This window comes from Arcicella gelida (assembly GCF_034931025.1).
GTDB classification, from domain to species: Bacteria; Bacteroidota; Bacteroidia; order Cytophagales; family Spirosomataceae; genus Arcicella; species Arcicella gelida.
Map to the genome: position 1 here is coordinate 13745 of NZ_JAYGIL010000034.1, position 17109 is coordinate 30853.

7 protein-coding genes are annotated in these 17109 nt (G+C 36.6%); all 7 read right to left on the reverse strand.

The window, feature by feature from the left end; all coding sequences use genetic code 11:
• Positions 1-389: 389 nt before the first annotated feature.
• The 7 genes from VB776_RS20540 to VB776_RS20570 all read right to left on the reverse strand — a co-directional run bounded on the left by VB776_RS20540 (position 390) and on the right by VB776_RS20570 (position 17015).
• Positions 390-3533, reverse strand: a complete 3144-nt coding sequence (locus tag VB776_RS20540) for an efflux RND transporter permease subunit (RefSeq protein WP_323698745.1) — start codon at positions 3531-3533, stop codon at positions 390-392.
• A 15-nt stretch (positions 3534-3548) separates the two neighbouring features.
• Positions 3549-4598, reverse strand: coding sequence for an efflux RND transporter periplasmic adaptor subunit (locus tag VB776_RS20545; RefSeq protein ID WP_323698746.1), 1050 nt, complete (start codon positions 4596-4598; stop codon positions 3549-3551).
• Positions 4599-4629: 31 nt separating this feature from the next.
• Positions 4630-5952, reverse strand: coding sequence for a TolC family protein (locus VB776_RS20550; protein WP_323698747.1), 1323 nt, complete (start codon positions 5950-5952; stop codon positions 4630-4632).
• Between the two features lie 79 nt (positions 5953-6031).
• Positions 6032-6649, reverse strand: coding sequence for a TetR/AcrR family transcriptional regulator (locus tag VB776_RS20555; RefSeq protein ID WP_323698748.1), 618 nt, complete (start codon positions 6647-6649; stop codon positions 6032-6034).
• 140 nt (positions 6650-6789) lie between these two features.
• Positions 6790-8955, reverse strand: a complete 2166-nt coding sequence (locus tag VB776_RS20560) for a fibronectin type III domain-containing protein (protein ID WP_323698749.1) — start codon at positions 8953-8955, stop codon at positions 6790-6792.
• Between the two features lie 112 nt (positions 8956-9067).
• On the reverse strand, positions 9068-15304 hold the full coding sequence (locus tag VB776_RS20565) for a hypothetical protein (protein WP_323698751.1): 6237 nt from the start codon (positions 15302-15304) through the stop codon (positions 9068-9070).
• A gap of 19 nt (positions 15305-15323) precedes the next feature.
• Positions 15324-17015, reverse strand: coding sequence for a hypothetical protein (locus VB776_RS20570; RefSeq protein WP_323698752.1), 1692 nt, complete (start codon positions 17013-17015; stop codon positions 15324-15326).
• Positions 17016-17109 lie beyond the last annotated feature (94 nt).

The window sequence follows — 17109 nt, forward strand, 5'->3', positions numbered from 1 at the left end:
AAATTATTACCCTATTTGGAATAAACTATGGAAACTTTCAAAAGGTTCAAAGTTTTTAAACTTTGAATTAAGATTTTTTTGACCTAAAAAATCAACTACTAAAAAATGGAATAATACAAAATACTCAGATTACCTAAAATTCAATTTTGAACATGCAAATTTATAAAACACATATCCGAAAAAATATAACTAAAGTTAATATTTAAGTAAAAATAAATTTGTATGATTTTACTTTCAAATAAACATTACAGCAGAACATCATTAAAAAAACTAATTAAACCTTATTATAACTCATTCATGTAAAGCACATTAATTTGTCATAATGTTAAAAAAACTATGCCAGCTGACTTAGACAAATAAATAATAATAAGGTTTAATTAAAAAATAAATTATTCTACAAGTTGTACAGCAGGTACTTCTTTTGAAGACTTCATTCTAAACTTAGTCCAACTCTCTTTTGTCCTATCTACTAGATAATATACCATTGGTACAAGATAGACTGTCAGAAGCATTGAACTGGTTAAACCACCAATCAATACCCAAGCTAAAGAGTTCTTCCATTCTGCTCCTGCACCCGTTGCAGTAGCAATTGGAATCATACCAATTACCATGGCAATCGTCGTCATTAAGATAGGTCTCAGACGTTCTTCTCCTGCATACAAAATAGCTTTTCTGTAAGGTACACCTTCAGCTTTTTGCTGATTGGCAAAGTCAACAATAAGAATAGCATTTTTCACAACTAAACCCATCAACATCAACATTCCTAGCATTGCAAATATCCCAATATTCGAACTTGAAAGTGCCAAAGCAAGTAAGGCTCCGATAATGGCAACTGGAATAGAAAGTAATACAACTAATGGGTAAATGAAGCTATCGTACAACAATACCATGATGAAATACACCAAAATCAAAGCGGCTAACATCGCCAAACCTAATGAACCAAAACCTTCATCCTGATTTTTCGCATCGCCACCCCAAGTTACAGTTACTCCTTCTGGAAGTGGATTTTTAATTAAATCAGCTTTGATGGTTGCAATTAATGTTCCTGAACCAATTCCTAAAGTATTTGCGGTTACTGTAACAGACGAGCGTCTGTTTTTTCTTTCTAAAACTGATGGCCCTGTACTTAAAGATACATTCGCAAATTCGGCTAAACGCACTGGACGTTTGGCTTGTGGACTATAAAAATTGATATTCTTTACGTCTTCAGGATTTTTACGGTCAAAAGCATCTAACATTACTCTGATGTCATAATCTTCTGAACCATCCTTGAACTGAGAGTCGTCGTTACCAGCAAAAGCATTTTGCAAAGTAGCTCCAACTGTCTGAATATCAAGACCTAATTTAGCCATTTTCTCACGATTTACTTGTACTTGTACTTCAGGATTTCCATCATCTACCGAAACATTTACGTCATTTGCACCAGGAGTAACTCTTAAACGATTACTTAAATCTTTCGCAGAAACTAATAATTGTTGTAGATTCTCTCCTCCAAGAAATATTTCAATCGGAGCAGTTCCTGAATTTACCATACCTATGATAGACGAATTAAATTCTACTCCTGCAAATTTCTGACCTAATACTTTACGTAAATCAATCATGAAATTCTCTGTTGCTAAATGATTTTCTCTTTCTTCAACTGGAACTAACTCAACTGTCAACTCACTTCTATTTGTTTCGCCTTGACCAGTACTATTCAAACCGGTACTTGCTCCACCAACGTTTGAGAAAATTGTTTTTACCGCTGGATTCTTGCGTAAAAAATTCTCTACTTCTCTTACTTTCAAGTTGTTTTGTTGTAGCGAGGCACTTTTATCTAATTTCATTGTCAGCAAAAACTTACCTTGGTCGCCTTGTGCTACGAATTCTTGTCCGATAATTCCAAGTGACATCACCCAACCTGTTGCTACAAAAAGTGAAACTAAAATAGCAGTAAATACAATCTTGTGTGTAAGTACCCATTCCAAGCTTCCGTGATACCATTTTATCAAAGCAGTTAAGCCACCTTCAAACCAAAGTAAAAATGCTTGGAAAGGATTTTTAGCATCTAAATGTTCCAGTCTTGCCAAACGTGAGGTCATCCAAGGGGTAAGTGTAAAACTTACCAATAAACTGACCATTGTTGCAAAAGCAACTGTTAATGAAAACTGACGAAGTAAATCGGCAATTACTGAACTCACGAAGGTAATTGGCACGAAAACCACCACAATTACAAGCGTAATAGCGACAGCGGCAAAACCAATTTCACTCATACCATCTAAAGTAGCTTCCCAGCGATTTTTGCCCATTTCTAAGTGTCTTTGAATATTTTCCAAAACCACGATTGAGTCATCCACCAAAATCCCGATTACTAAGGAAAGTGCCAATAAAGTCATTAAATTAAGCGAATAGCCCATTACAAACATGAACAAAAAGGCTGAAATTAAGGATGCTGGCACCGAAACCATTACAATAAAGGCATTTCTAAGACTATGCAAAAACAAAAGCATTACCACACCCACCAATATAATCGCTAAAAATAAATCGTGCGTTACAGCTTCCACAGAAGCCAAAGTAAAAATACTGCTGTCGAAAGCGATGGCGAATTTTACCTTATCTTTTGCATTTGCTTTTTCGATAACAGCTAATTTTTCTTGCACTAATCTGCTGATTTCTACGGCATTGGCATCAGACTGTTTTTTGATAAATAAACCAATTCCATTTGTTCCGTTATAACGGCTAATACTTTCAGTTTCACCTAAACCATCAGTAATATTGGCAACGTCTCCTACACGAATTGGGCTTCCGTTTGGTGGAGTGCTAATAACTAAATTACGAATTTCATCCAATGAAGTAAATTTACCTGCCAAACGCAAAGTCATGTTTTCAGCTTTACTTTTTACTTTTCCTGTAGGAAAATCTAAGTTGGCTTGACCAATTGCTTGCGTTACTTGGAGTAATGATAAACCATAATAATTCAATTTATCATCATCCACATTCACACGAATTTCACGTTTCTCCCCTCCAACCATCGTGATTTCGGCAACACCTTCAATCTGCTGAAGAACAGGCAAATACTTATCTTCTACTTGTTGATAAAAAACTGAATTTGGCAAACTTGACGTAGCCAACAATTGCATAATTGGCTGGTCGCTCGGTGAAATTTTTGAGAGTGATGGCGTTTTGGCATCCTCTGGCAAATCACTAATTACATTATTAACATCCCTTTGTGCATCTTCCAAAGCCTTATCCATATCGGTTCCAGCTTTGAATTGAACAATCACGATTGAGGCACTTTCTAAAGATTTTGAAGTAACAATGTCAATATTATCAAGCCCTGAAATAGCATCTTCAATCTTTTTACTTACTTCCGACTCCACTTCTGTGGGAGCGGCTCCCGGATAAATCGTTGTAATGGTAAGTGTTCCTACCGAAAATTCAGGCAATAACACATAACTCAACTTATTATACGATACAATCCCTCCTAATACTAACACGGCAAATAGCACAATGATAACAGAAGGGCGTTTTATGATGGTTTCTACGAATTTCATAATCTTATTTTAGATTTATTGAGCCACTACTGGTGTGCCATTTTGTAAGTTGATTTGTCCACTTACCACTACTTGGTCACCAGCTTTAATGCCTTGAGTAATTTCATAATATTCATTATTTGCTACACCAATTGTTACATCTTTCAAAATAGCTTTACCATTTTCAACCACATATACTTGTGCTTTTTTGGTAGAACCTACAATTGCTTGACGAGGTACTGATAATGATTGTGCTTTCAACTGATTATCATTTACAATCGAACCGTACATTCCTGCTTTCAGTGGATTTGTACTTCTGTTCTGAACAAGAATTTCAACTGGATAATTATGAGACGCATCGCCTGATACACCAACCATATTTACCTTACCGTTGAAATATACGTTAGGATATACTTGTGTTTCAATCGGAATCGTTTGTCCAACTTTAAATTGGTTAATAGATTTTTCAGGAATATTAACCACCAATTTCAAAGCAGCAATATCAGTAATGGTAGCAATCGGAGCACCTACAGAAACTACTGAACCTTTTTCAATCAATTTTGAAGTAACAATACCAGCAAACGGAGCAGTAACAGTTGTATTCTCTAATTGTTTCTTCAATTGTTTGATTTGTGCTTGCGTTCCTCTGATACTCAATTGTGTTCTTTCTAAATTCACTGCTGGCACGGCATCGCCTTTCACCAATACTTCATAACGTTTTAAATCGTTTTGGTAGCCTTCTAAAGTTACTTGTAGTGCTTCAATTTGGAAACGAATCTGTTCGTCATCCAATTTGGCAATCAATTGTCCAGCTCTAACGCCTTGTCCTTCATTAATTGGTAATTGAATTACTTCACCACCAGCCAAAGGCTTAATTTCGATTTCACGATTGGGTGTAAACGAACCCAAAAATTCATTTTCTTGAGATAAATTTCTCAATGCGGCCACCGAAGTAGTTACACCAACTTTTAGATTGACATCTGGTTGATAAACTTTCTTTTCAACTTTTTCTTTATTAGTAGATAATTTCCATGCCGTTAAACCAAGTGTGGCAAGAAGGGCGAATATGATAGTAAGACGTTTCATTGTTTGATATGTTGATTTTTATAAATGAAATTTATTGTTTAGGAATAATTGTTCCAGAGGCTTTTTTCCAATTCAAATCAGCCGAACGGAGGTTAATTAAAGTATTCAGATAGTTATTCTGAGCATCTTGTACTGCATTTTCTGCTTGAATTACTTCTGTCAAAGCAGTTGTTCCTTCTTTGAATTGTAACTGAGTTTGGGTATAAACTTTTTCCGCCAAAGCTACTTGTTCACGACTAGCAATAAGATTTTTCTGTTCTACATAAAACTTGGTACGAGCATTAGCAATGTCCATCGAGATATTTTCTTTGGTTTGGTCTGATTGAATCGACAATTTCTGACTTTCAATTTTTTGCTGAACCAGTTTCGATTTTCTAGCAGAACCATCATAAATATTCCAGTTTAGTTGCAAACCGACCCAATAACCCGGAACGTTTTTCAACACGCTATTTTCGCCATCTTTTCCAAAAAAAGTAGAATTAGCTACACCATAAGCCGAAAGTGTTGGTAAAAAACTGGCTTTTGTATTCAAGGTACTTTGTTCGTTTAAAGCTTTCTGACGTTCCAAAATCAAAATATCAGTTCTATTCACGGCATCATTAGCAATCAAAGCAGGTACAGAAGCATTTTGGTCGATGTCAATCTTTACACTTAGTGGTTCTGACTGCGACGTTCCTGTAAGATATTTCAAAGCATTAATTAATTCTTGATATGAACCTTGAAGTGACTCTAATTGCGTTTGCGACTGTGTACGATTGATTCTCAAACGGTCAACATCAATTCCTTGCGATAATTTATTCTTGTATAATAAATCTGTTACTTGAATCAGTCTGTCCAACGAAGAAATGTTACTTCTCAGAAATGCCATTTGTTGGGCGACGGTCTGCAAATTATAGTAAGTATTAGAAACACTGTAAGCTACTTCTTCTTGAGTTTTCAAAGTTTGTAAGCTTGCTAAGTCAACACTCAATTTGGCAGCTTTTAAACCGATATTAATTGAAGGACTGTAAAGAGCTTGCGAAACCTGAACCGAAGTAGATAAATTATAAGGCAAACCCAAAGCTAATACTTGATAACTTCCTTCGGCGCCCCCAAAAGTTGAAGCTGGAACTACTTGACCCGGAATTTTCAAATAACGTTTGTAGTCGCCAGTTAAATTTACTTGTGGTCTGGCTCTGGCTTTTACTTCACTGATTTGAGCATCTGTTTGTTTTTCATTCAGTCTTGACAATTGAACTTGTTGGTTGTTTTTTAAAGCTTGGTCAACTAATTGGTCGAGAGTAAGATCTTGAGCTTTCGTTCCTGATGCCAACAACATCATAACAAAAATGAAAGACCATTTTGCATGTATCATGATTTAATCGTTTAGTTTATCGTTTTGATTTATTGATTTGATTTAATCAATTGATTAAATTTTGAGCAAAAAAAATGCTCTATTTTTCAGAGACAAATAAGTACTGAATAATCATTTCTTTAATAATTACTTTATGATTTTCAGCAAACTCTTCAAATTGCGAATCATTCATATTCCAAATCTTACAAGTCATTACTTTACCTTGAAATACAAATTGTATATTCGATTTGATTAAAAGCAGAACATGTTCTATTTTAATTTCCCTAATCTCTTTACTTTCAACTGCAAGTTTCAACTGCTGAGCAAATACAGAATGAACTAATACTTTATCAAAGGAAATTACACTAAAGAAACGGTCTGGATTTCGGTGTAGCTCGTTAATAATAAAATTAGCTAAATCTGGTTTTGTTTTGAACATATCAAAATCATGATCAATAACAGCCGAAATTTTCTCTTTTAAGGATATTGGTCTATTCAAAACTTCAAGAAGTCCTTTAAAAAACAATTGAAGCATTTCCTCAAAAACACTTGAAAATAGTTTTTCCTTACTTCTAAAATAGTAATTCATCAAAGCACTATTCAAGCCAGCTTCTTTGGCAATATCACGAGTGGTTGTGCCGTCAAAGCCTTTTTCTAAAAAAACTTTTATGGCAGCTTCTTTAATTTTATCTTCTGCTGATTTTGCTAGGCACTTCATAACTCAATTGATTTGTATGACAAAGGTATAGAACAAAAAACTAAAAACAAATCTTTAATCAATAATTTTAATCAATTGATTAAAATTATTGATTAAAGAAAATTATCCCTTGGAATAATCTAATTGTGATATGAATTTGATTATTTCAACTGATAAATTTCACCCATTTTAGAAAGTTTCCCATCCTGATAAGCTACTTTGATAGCAAACTGATAAGTACTTTCAGCTTTAAAATCTTTGTCGGTATAATTATTTTCTTTGCTTGAAGCAATCATTTCTAAACCTCCGCCATCAACGGCTCTGTAAATTAAATAATGACTTACTGTTTGACTAACAATTGGCAACCAAGATAGATTTACTTGTTTTTTCTGTACATCAATTTTTGCATTGATTTTTGAAACAGTAGCATATTCTGTTTTCCTAAAATACTTCACCGGAATCGGGAAAGATTTTGGCGAAAGTAAGCCATCGTCATCTTTGGCAACTACGGCGTATTGATAAGATTTATTAGAAACCACAGATTCATCTTCATAAAGTAAAGTACTCGAAAGCGGATTCTTAGTAATTTCTTTGATAGTCATCCAATCATTATTCCCTTCTTTTCGGTAAATAATATGTCCGACAACATCTTCACTTTCGCTACCTGCGATGGATAAATTCACGCCTTTTTCTGTCACCAAAACGTCCTTAATTACTGGCGTGGTTGGTGGATTTTTATCAGGTAATTTTACGTTTAAGTATTCCGAAAAGGCAGAATGATTATTACTTAAATCAATGGCAACTACTTTATAATACACATTTTCGTTCAACATTTTATTGGCTAAAGTATCGGTAAAAGTATTACTCGAAATGCCGACAGGCGTTATTTGAGTGTAATACTTGTTTTCAGCTGTGTAAGAACGATATACTTTAAAAAGTGCAACATCAGGATTTTTAGGACTTTTCCAACTAAGTTTTACTCTTCCTAAAGAATCTGCCTTTCCGACTAAATCCGTCGGAAAAGAAGGCGGCAAACGGTCTTCAAAACCGCCAGCAATCGGCAAAGTATAAGCTAAATTGCCAGCAGTATCAACAGAAGCGATGATGTAGTAATCGCCAATGTAAGCTTGTGGTTCAGTATCTGTAAAACTTAAAGTATTAGGCGGAATGATATTTTGCGTTATCGGCTGAAAAGGACCGTTTACTGTTGGTCCACGTCCAATCACATAACCTTTAAAATCAGCTTCCTTTATTGTTTTTTTCCAAGTGAGCATAATCGCAGTATTATTGATATTTTTCGCTCTGAAATCATCAGGTGATTTTGGAGGCGTTAAATCTTTACCCATGGCAATAATGGTTTCAGAAGGCTTACTTTCTTCGCCGAAACTATCTATGCCACGAATGCGATAATAATACTTTTGGTAATTTTTAGCGAGACTGTCGATGTAAAAAGCTTTGTTTTCCCATTTGGCAAATTGTGCTTTCAATAAAGTATCTTTTGCTAATGTTTGTGGGTCGGGTTTTCCCATCACAAAAGGTGTTTGATTTACTCTCTTGAAGTTTTTGCCGTCATCGCTTTTTTCAATATAAAAAGCTGAAAAATCTCCTTCTGGACCTAATCTGTCCCAAATCAAGGTAGTTTTTCTATCGCCGTTTTCAGGTTTATCAACAAAAGGTGCGAAAGTCAAGAAACTTTGTCCAGCTTCCACAACCACTTGTGCGGTATCAAGTACAATTTTAATTTTGGTTGGCATTTCACTTTCCGCCAAATAGATTTTATAAGTATAAAGTGCCTCTTTTTTCTTGATGTTTTTATCCACAAAACGCAAACCTGCGGCATCAGCAGCCTTTTTTGAAAATTCAGCAGCCGTTAAAGTTGTGGCAAATCGAACATTTTGTTCTTGACTGATTTTTTTGATATTGAAAAAATCAGGCTTAAAATTTTTATCATTCGGATAACCGTACAACATTTCCCCGACGACACTTATTCCTTTTTCATCTTCTGCCAAACGACTTTTCATTTGCTCCAAAGTCCAAGGTTTTAAAGGTTTTGGCGTTAAAATTTGTCGAGTACCTTGTTGATTCTCTTTGCTATACTCAGTACGCTCGATAATGTAGCCACGCACAGTGCCAGCCAACCAGTAAGCAGGCATATTTGGCGACCAACGCAAAACCACAGAATCACGATAATTACGAGCCAAAAGCATGATTTTGGGCTTTTTAATCTTGCTTAAAGTATCTTTTTGTGTAGGATTTACTTTTTGAGAGAAAGCATTTTCCACAGATATAAAGCTGAAAAACAGGAGGATGAATGATATTTTTTTCATGTATATTTTAGCTTTGAGTTATCAGCCTTGAGCGATGAGTTTAATATTTTTTGATTTTCAAATTTTCATTAGCGAGCGAATAAATTCGCTCGCTAATGGAAAAGCATACAGCCTACCTATCACAATAAAAACAAGCAGGATTTGAAAAATAGCCAGCTACTCTTGCATTTGGAATATTGGCTGGAATTGCTTGATTAGACACAGGTGGGAGTGAAATTGGCGAAGCTCCCAACTGAATATCCTTCGTTACCGTTACTTGATTTGCTCCGGGATATGGCTGATAAGTTAAGTTTACTTTTACCGTTGAACCATTTTTACGCTTTTTGAAAATATAATAATCTACGGAAGTATAATCGCCAAAGCGGTCGAATGTGGCTGGATTATTCAGCAGTCCAGCATAAGAGGCTGTAATTCCAACGGTTTTACTGGCGAATGAAATTTCTGTATTTCCCGTTTTTCCCATTTGAGTTCTCCAGTTATTCCCAAAATATTGCTGATACATACTTCTTACTCTTTGTACTCTTTCGCCAAAACTTCGTACCGCCATAAAGTCATTGTAGGCAATAAAATCACTTTTTATGGTAAACTGATACGGTTTCGTTGGAGCGTCATTGATGGCAAAACCATAAATTCCTGATAAAAATACCATTTGCGAAGCCACCGTTTTACTGATGGAAGCATCCATCGAAATCATTTTACTACTGGCACTTCCGATTGACGAACCCAAACCATTTTCATCTTTTGTATTAGTATTATTGCCGTTGAGGATGTCTGAAATATTTCCATTAAAAGGGTCACGAACGCCAATATTTCCTAAAATGAAGGCTCTTCCCATCACAACACTTTTGCTGGGTTGATAGGCAATATTTCGTAAATCATTATAATTTGGACTTACTTGCCCGACATAACCATATTGAATTTCAGTAAGAATACTGTAAATATTACTATTCGCAAAGCGGTCAAATTCAGAAGTACCTTGACTAAACGCAGGAGTATTTACCGTTAGTAAAGCTGGTTGTAAAGCTCCTCGACTTGAGAATTTATGCTCTTTCATTTCTTCATCTTCAAAATTTTCAGTACCATCTGTTGGCACAGCTTTGATAAATAAATAAGCATTTGACTGTGGCGTAATTTCGTCTTCGTACTTACCGTTTTGGAAAGTTGTTGCAGCCATTTTCTCCTGAAAAGTATTGTATTGACTAGTTTTAAAAGCCAGTGAAAACATTACTTTATCGTTTTGTGCCGCTTTTTTATCAAGCGGTTTTAGGGCATTGAATCTAATCTGATAGGCGGCTGCATTGTTGCCAGAACCTGCATTTTGATAGGTTCTTTGAATAGCATTGGTAAAATTGGCGACCTCATATTTCTTTATTTTAATTTTATGCAATTCCAAACGATAGACTTTTGAATTTTGTAAACCCACAGGAATATCCGCTAAAATTTCACCCTGACTGCCTGCCGATGGAGCTTGGTATTGAATGGCTGTTTTCAAAGTATCACTGCCATTTTCGGCGATAAAGTAAGCTTTGAAATCGTACTCTTTTTGAAGAAAATTATTGGCATTAATGCCTTCTAATAATTCATCAGGAATATCGCCAGAAATGACGGCTTTGGTGGTTTGATTTTTCAAGAAGTAATTTTGCCCGTCCATCGGCCAAGTATAAGCCACATCTTCCCAACGAACAAAATCGGGTTGTTTGCCAGAAGTAAAAATATTTTCAGCTTCTTCAAAACGCTGTTCACGCACACCCGTTTCGTCAATATAAGGATTTTCAAGTCCGCCATTTACACGTTCCCAAAGGCGTACTTGTACTTTGAAAGCATAATTAGTTTCAGATTTCAAATGTCCGTTCAAAGGCAAAATCAATTGTTCGTTATTATTTACCCATTGTTTCGCACCAATTGCTGCAAATTTTTCATGCGTTTTCTGGTTCGTCAATGAATATTCTTGAGCGGTAAAGTAATACGTCCTCGGCTGACCGTCGGGTAGGGCAATGCTATAATCCGTATCCATACTCATATTGAAAACAGCTTGTAAATCTCCGTTGGTATCCACTTCTTTTTCTCCTTTTTTCGGACTCAATTCTGAAATTACTTTAATATCTGCCAAAGGGTCACCATTGAAAACAGGTTTACATTTTTGTCCGAAATCAAAATCAAAATCAGTATCAACTTTTACCAAACCAGCCAGTACTTCGCCTTTTACTCTGAGTCTGCCTTCGCCCCAAGTTGGCTCAGGCAAACCGCCCCAAAGCAAAGCTCCCGCCGTTAAATCCATCAATTTTACATTGAAACGTTTGCCAAAAACTTTGCCTGCTACTGATACTTTTCCGTTGGCATAAGCATAAATTTGAGCATTGGCATACCAGCCATAAAGCCCGACGATTTCTTGTCCGTTACATTTTAAACCTTTCGATAAAGCGGCATCAAAACCAGCAATCAAAGTAGCATCGGCTGATAATGGGCCAACGGCTACTTTCAAACGACCATCAACTCTTGCTCCTGCCAATAACCTAAAAGTCAGTGGATTTCCGATGGGTTCGCCGTCTTCGTTAAATTGCATTTCGCCTTTGGTTTTGGCGGCATCTACTACGTCGTTTCGGTTATCATTTACATTTTCTTTTGCCAATAAAAAGGTTTGTACTTCCGAAGGTAAATTTGGAATACCACCAATATCGTTTCCGAAAGCGAAGTAAGCTTTCGCTGCCAAATAGGCGTAAAGGGCATCATCTTCACTGCCCACTTGTAATAATTTAAACTCTACTTTTTGTTTGCCATCAGCTGGGTCGCCAATTTTTACGTGCCAAGTATCTGCAAAGTGCATTCTGAATGGAACAACTACTTTAGGAAAACCGGGAATTGGTTCTACTTCTACATCGGCATTCATATCAAAACTACTTGGCGTGATGGTTACAGAAGTTTGTGCCATTAACAAACATTGTCCGTTGCGAGTAGGGTCTTCGTCTAAACTCAATACTTTTGCTTTGCCCGAAGCTGTGAAATTACTGAACGCACCATTGGCGATACTTGCCTCAATACCCAAATTGGCAAGTATCATTTTTTTATCCGCCAAACTCATATAGACATTGGCTTTAATGCCATAACTTCCGAGCATCGGCGTATAATTGATGCCTGTGTTATTTGTGCCTGCACGAGTCGTTTGCGTGTTCGGAGCAACATCTTTAATCGTTTGCGACAAAGGCGTATTCATTTTCATATTAAAATAAATGCCTCCACCAAAACCTGAACACATTAAAGGAGGCACAACCGCAATACTTGGAGTGAGCAATACGCTGGCATCTACATATCCATAATAAAAACCTTTATTGCCAAATTGCAAAGTCGCTTTTACGGTGGCTACTTTCGGAATTTTTACTTTGGCAGAACCGATAAAACCTGTTCCATAAACGGCATCTTCATCAAAAAGGCGAAGTTCTCCTTCAACGGTTGCTGGGCCAACAGCCCCTTTTATCATGATTTTTTCGAGATTGACTTTAGAAAATGCGGGCGACATTTTTCCGTTTACGTAGCTGAGTTTTCCCAAAATTTCTACTTTGGTTTCAGCACCGACAATGGTATTATCATCACCGCCGACGTTTATTTTTACCCCAAAACCAAAACCGATGGCATCCAAACCTCGGTAAACAAATTTGGGTGGCGTTAATTCAATCGGGAAGCCTACTAAATTGGCTTTGTTTTCATCTTCAACAGGCGTGTAAGTAGGGAGAAAATCATCATTGAAAGACGGCCCGCTACTTTGTTTGCCTTTATCTTTTTCGTCTTTTTTATTATCCCACAAACCGCCCAAAAGTGTCCATTGTCCTTCGTCCAAATACAGTTCTTTTTCGCCCTGCATGGTTGGTTTTATTTTGGTATTCGATACTCTAAAATGTTCAAATTTCACCAAAGGAATGGCAATTGGGCTTTTTTGTGATAAACCAATACTGGCAGAACCGCTTAAATCTAAATCTATTTTTTTATTGTCTCCGTTAAATTCAAGCAAGAAATTAGAGTTTTTATCCAATTTCATTTTTGCCAACATTATCGGTACATCGTAGTTTTCTTTGGCATCAATCACAAACTGCATTGTATCTAAATTACTGCGGAGGTTGCAGGAATACGACAAGTAATCGTTACTAATCGGGAATTGAAGTTTGCCTTTCATCATGCCCAACTCAAAGCGATTTTGCACGATTTTGATTTTAAAATCATCAATTGAAAAACCCCAATCGCCAATTTTTCCCGTTGAATAATCCACCACTGGTTTATTGGTAGGTTCAATCACGGCAGTGATTTCGTTGCTATCGTCAATGATAAAATCGCTCGTGATAAAACCCAAACGTTGTTCGTTTGTACCTTTAAGTTTGGTGGGTAATTTTACTTCTGTTTTTTTCATGTAAAGCCCACGGAAAGTCATTCCACGGTCGCCTTTGTACTCGTCTGGCACATGAAAATCAACAGGATTTCTTTTATCTGAATGGTCATAAAAAGCATTTACGCCATTAATGGTAAAATCTTTTAGTCCATCTACCGTAAAACTTGGCATATTTACAGTAGCCACCCAATCGTTCCAAGTCAAGAAATCTGTGACCATTCTTGCCTTTACGTCGCCAGCGATTACTTTGCCTGTGCCGTCATCCAGTTTTAAGAATGAATCGCCAAAATTCAAATCCATCACGGCATGAACATGTTGTAAACTATCGCCTGCAATACGTGCATAAGTACCCGAATCGTCAGGATTTGGATATTTTCCTTGAATAAAATTGAAAGGTAATTCAGGGATTTTAAAATCATCTACCAAAATCAAATTGGCTTCACCTGCAAAAGCTTTGTTAGGAATCATGCAAACGTCCACTGCTGCCATTGAAAGAAATTGGTTCGCTTCGGGCATTTTTAGGTTGAACAATGCCCCCATATCTGCCCCATGCGGACTAAAACGCATATAATTGATTCCGATAAAACCTGCCTTTGTTGGTACGCCAACAGGCAATTTCACTGCCAATAAAGCATTTACTTTCTGGAGAGAGTTTTCCTCAATGGCATCCACATAACTACCAATATCAAAGCCTTGTCCGCCTTTTGCCAATTGTTTCCAAGTACTCATTTTGGTAATTTCTTTAGGGTCGGGGAAATTATATTGGGTATTATCGGCTTGGGCATCGCCACTGAAAATTTCATAAGCTACGTTGAAATTGATTTTCGTAAAAACCACTTTTATCGGGACTGAATTCCAAAATACTCGTCCTTTGCCATCGTAGCCATCTCCATTTTTACTGATTTCATCTACTTTCAGTTCAAATTTGCCCATTTTCAAGGTTTTGCCTACCAATTCTTCTTGTGGATAAATGGCAGTTTTATCAGCAGGCAATTGGGTGTCTTTACAAGAACTTGCTCCTACCAAAGCTACTTGTGCTTGGCGTGGCGGTGGTGGCGGTGCAGGAATCGCTGGTGGTATTTCTACATCAAAAGTACAGATTTGACTTTGCCCATCGTTTTGAAAAACTGCTTCGCCACTTTGGTCTTTTGCTACTACTCGCCAAACGTATTTACCCACCGTCAATTCTGGTTCGGCTTGGGTGTAATTCAATGAAGTACTTAAAATATCTTTTTCAGTGAAGGGATTTCCGACATTAAATTTAATGGCATTGTCCATCGCATCGTTCGGATTTTGTCCTTCAGGTACTTTCAGTAAATAAAAATCATATCGAATTTGAGCACCAGAAATATTCCCTACTGGTGGCGACCAAGTAAATACTTGTTGTTGTGGAACGTTCTCACGTTTGATCATTTTGTAACCACAAGAAGGCAAAGTAAGGCGTGGAGGTTCTACAAAAGTCAAAGGAATACTTTGGCATTGCCCCGAAAGATTTTGAAAACTTTCTACATTGGCATCATAAGGCACTGCGTAGACACAAAAATCATAATATCCTTGTGGAAAAATCCCTGAAAGTACAATTTGGTCTTTTGTTGCTTTATCAAAACCTACTACTTGCGTATTGTTAGCATCAATAAAGCCACTATTTTCTTGTCCAAAATTTACTTGTAAAGGTTGCCCAACTGGATTTAATAAAAGAGGAACATTGGGTTTGTAATTGGCGGACGTAAAAATCCGTCCTCCAGTAGAACGATTGGTGATTTGCCCCACAATTTTGATGGGCGTATTCACAGGTTCACCATTATTTGTGATTAAAACAATGGCCGCTTGTTTGTTAGGATTATCCACAAAGTCAACCACTCTGGGGCTAAATGGAGGCGAAAGTATCAGTTGAACTGTTACTTTTAATTGTTGAGCTTGCACCTTTTGAAAGCCCACAAGCAAGAGCAATAAGTAAATGAGTATTCGTTTCATCTTACTGTTGTTTATTATTTTAAAATGAAATACCATAACCAGCATTCATATATAATTCTGAGAAATTTCTGCGTTCGTTTTTATTGTCGGAATTGACAATCGTTGAAAGACTTACATTGAATTGTTGTTTTTTAGTCAAGCGATAAGTACCGTTCAAACGTGCATTGAAAGTACTTCCTGTATTTACTTGTTCCTGTGCATTTTGGGTATAATTCAGTGAAAGCGAAGTATTAAAATTATTCTTTTTACTTCCTCTTTGTGCAGCAAATGAAACGCCCATTGATGAGGTATTATAAATTGGCAAAAGGTTGCGAATGAATAATAAACCGGGCGTAAAAGTCATTTTCCGTGTCGGCATTCCATAACTGTAAGTCAGCGAGCCAAAGATGTTATTGAAGTCTGTGCGTACTTTTGAAATGGTGTTTAAATCGTTAGCATTTTGATAGGAAAGTACTCCATTTACGGCATGAGAAACCGTTCCAGAAGTTTTAAACCAACGGGGAGCAATCATCAAACTTTGGTTCAGTTGTGAGATTTTTACGGTATCAATAATCTGATTGGGGATGTTTTGTGAAGTACCATAATTTGAATAATTCACAGACAGACCGAGCGTTCGAGAAAACTGAATATTCAAATTGGCTGAACCAATATTGCGTGTAGTAGTGTATTCTTTTAGTTTGCTGACATTATCTTTCTGGATTCCATAAGTACCTGATAATTGTAATTTGCCTTGTAAAGCCGAAATGGAAGCAGCACCCGAATATTCTTCCATATCTGTATTAAAAAAATACGCTCCCATCGACTGGTAATCAGCAGAAATCAATTTGTATTGTCCTTGAATACTAAAAGTATTGAACTGCAAACCAAGCGTAGTTTCGCCAGCCCAGCCGAGTGAAGTACCTTTTCGGATGTCCACAATTTTGGTAATGAAGGAATACTTTTCTAAATCTTGCTGGTCAACCATTTCACGACGCACATCACGAGTGTATAAACTCACGCCAACATCACTTTTCCAAAAAAAGTGTTTGAAAAAAAGAAATTGCTGAGAAATACCAACTACTGTATTTTCATCAGGCGTTACTTTGCCGAAATCAGCAGGGAAAGTAACAGATTTTTCATTGTCTTTAATTTTTAAGAAAGTAATATCAAAATGATTTTGTGTAGTGCCAAAACCCAATTTTGCAGCAAACCCATTACGTTGATAAGCAGGCGTTAGCCCGTTTGGTAAATTTGGATTCGTTGGATTATTGCTGTCTAAATAGCCAATTTCTGCTTTTTGAAATTGTCCATAAATCACCGCAAAGCGAAGTTTGCCCGGATTCAATTCCAAACCAGCTCCATTAAAAAGCCTTCCACCCAAAGTATAAGGCGAAAACATCAAGTTTCTGTAACCCAAATGAAGCTTTGCCCATTTGTAGCTTGGACTTACACCAAATTGTTGAAATGGCCCAGCAAGCGAGCGAGATTGTTTGTTCAGTAAAAAGAAAAAAGGTAATTGAACGCCATAAAGATTGAGCGTTGGCGAAGCACTGAGTGTCCAAGAGAAAGGATCGAGACGAGTTTTTCCGCCCGATAAACTATTGTAAGTACCAATATTAACATTAATTCCTCCTGAAACCGAAATCGGTTTTTGATTTTTCAAGTTATTAAGGTCTTGTGAAAAACCTTTTTGCATGAAACACAGAAAAATAAAGAGGTATATTTTTTTCATCACCATTGATGTTTAAGCGTTGTTTTTACAACTGCAATACACATCAAAATTGAAAAATTAGCAGGAAGCTATCAATAGCACTTTTGGGGGATGA

Coding starts and splice junctions, on each gene's coding strand:
- VB776_RS20540 (WP_323698745.1), bottom strand. CDS start 3,533: ATGAAATTCGTAGAAACCATCATAAAACGCCCTTCTGTTATCATTGTG.
- VB776_RS20545 (WP_323698746.1), bottom strand. CDS start 4,598: ATGAAACGTCTTACTATCATATTCGCCCTTCTTGCCACACTTGGTTTA.
- VB776_RS20550 (WP_323698747.1), bottom strand. CDS start 5,952: ATGATACATGCAAAATGGTCTTTCATTTTTGTTATGATGTTGTTGGCA.
- VB776_RS20555 (WP_323698748.1), bottom strand. CDS start 6,649: ATGAAGTGCCTAGCAAAATCAGCAGAAGATAAAATTAAAGAAGCTGCC.
- VB776_RS20560 (WP_323698749.1), bottom strand. CDS start 8,955: ATGAAAAAAATATCATTCATCCTCCTGTTTTTCAGCTTTATATCTGTG.
- VB776_RS20565 (WP_323698751.1), bottom strand. CDS start 15,304: ATGAAACGAATACTCATTTACTTATTGCTCTTGCTTGTGGGCTTTCAA.
- VB776_RS20570 (WP_323698752.1), bottom strand. CDS start 17,015: ATGAAAAAAATATACCTCTTTATTTTTCTGTGTTTCATGCAAAAAGGT.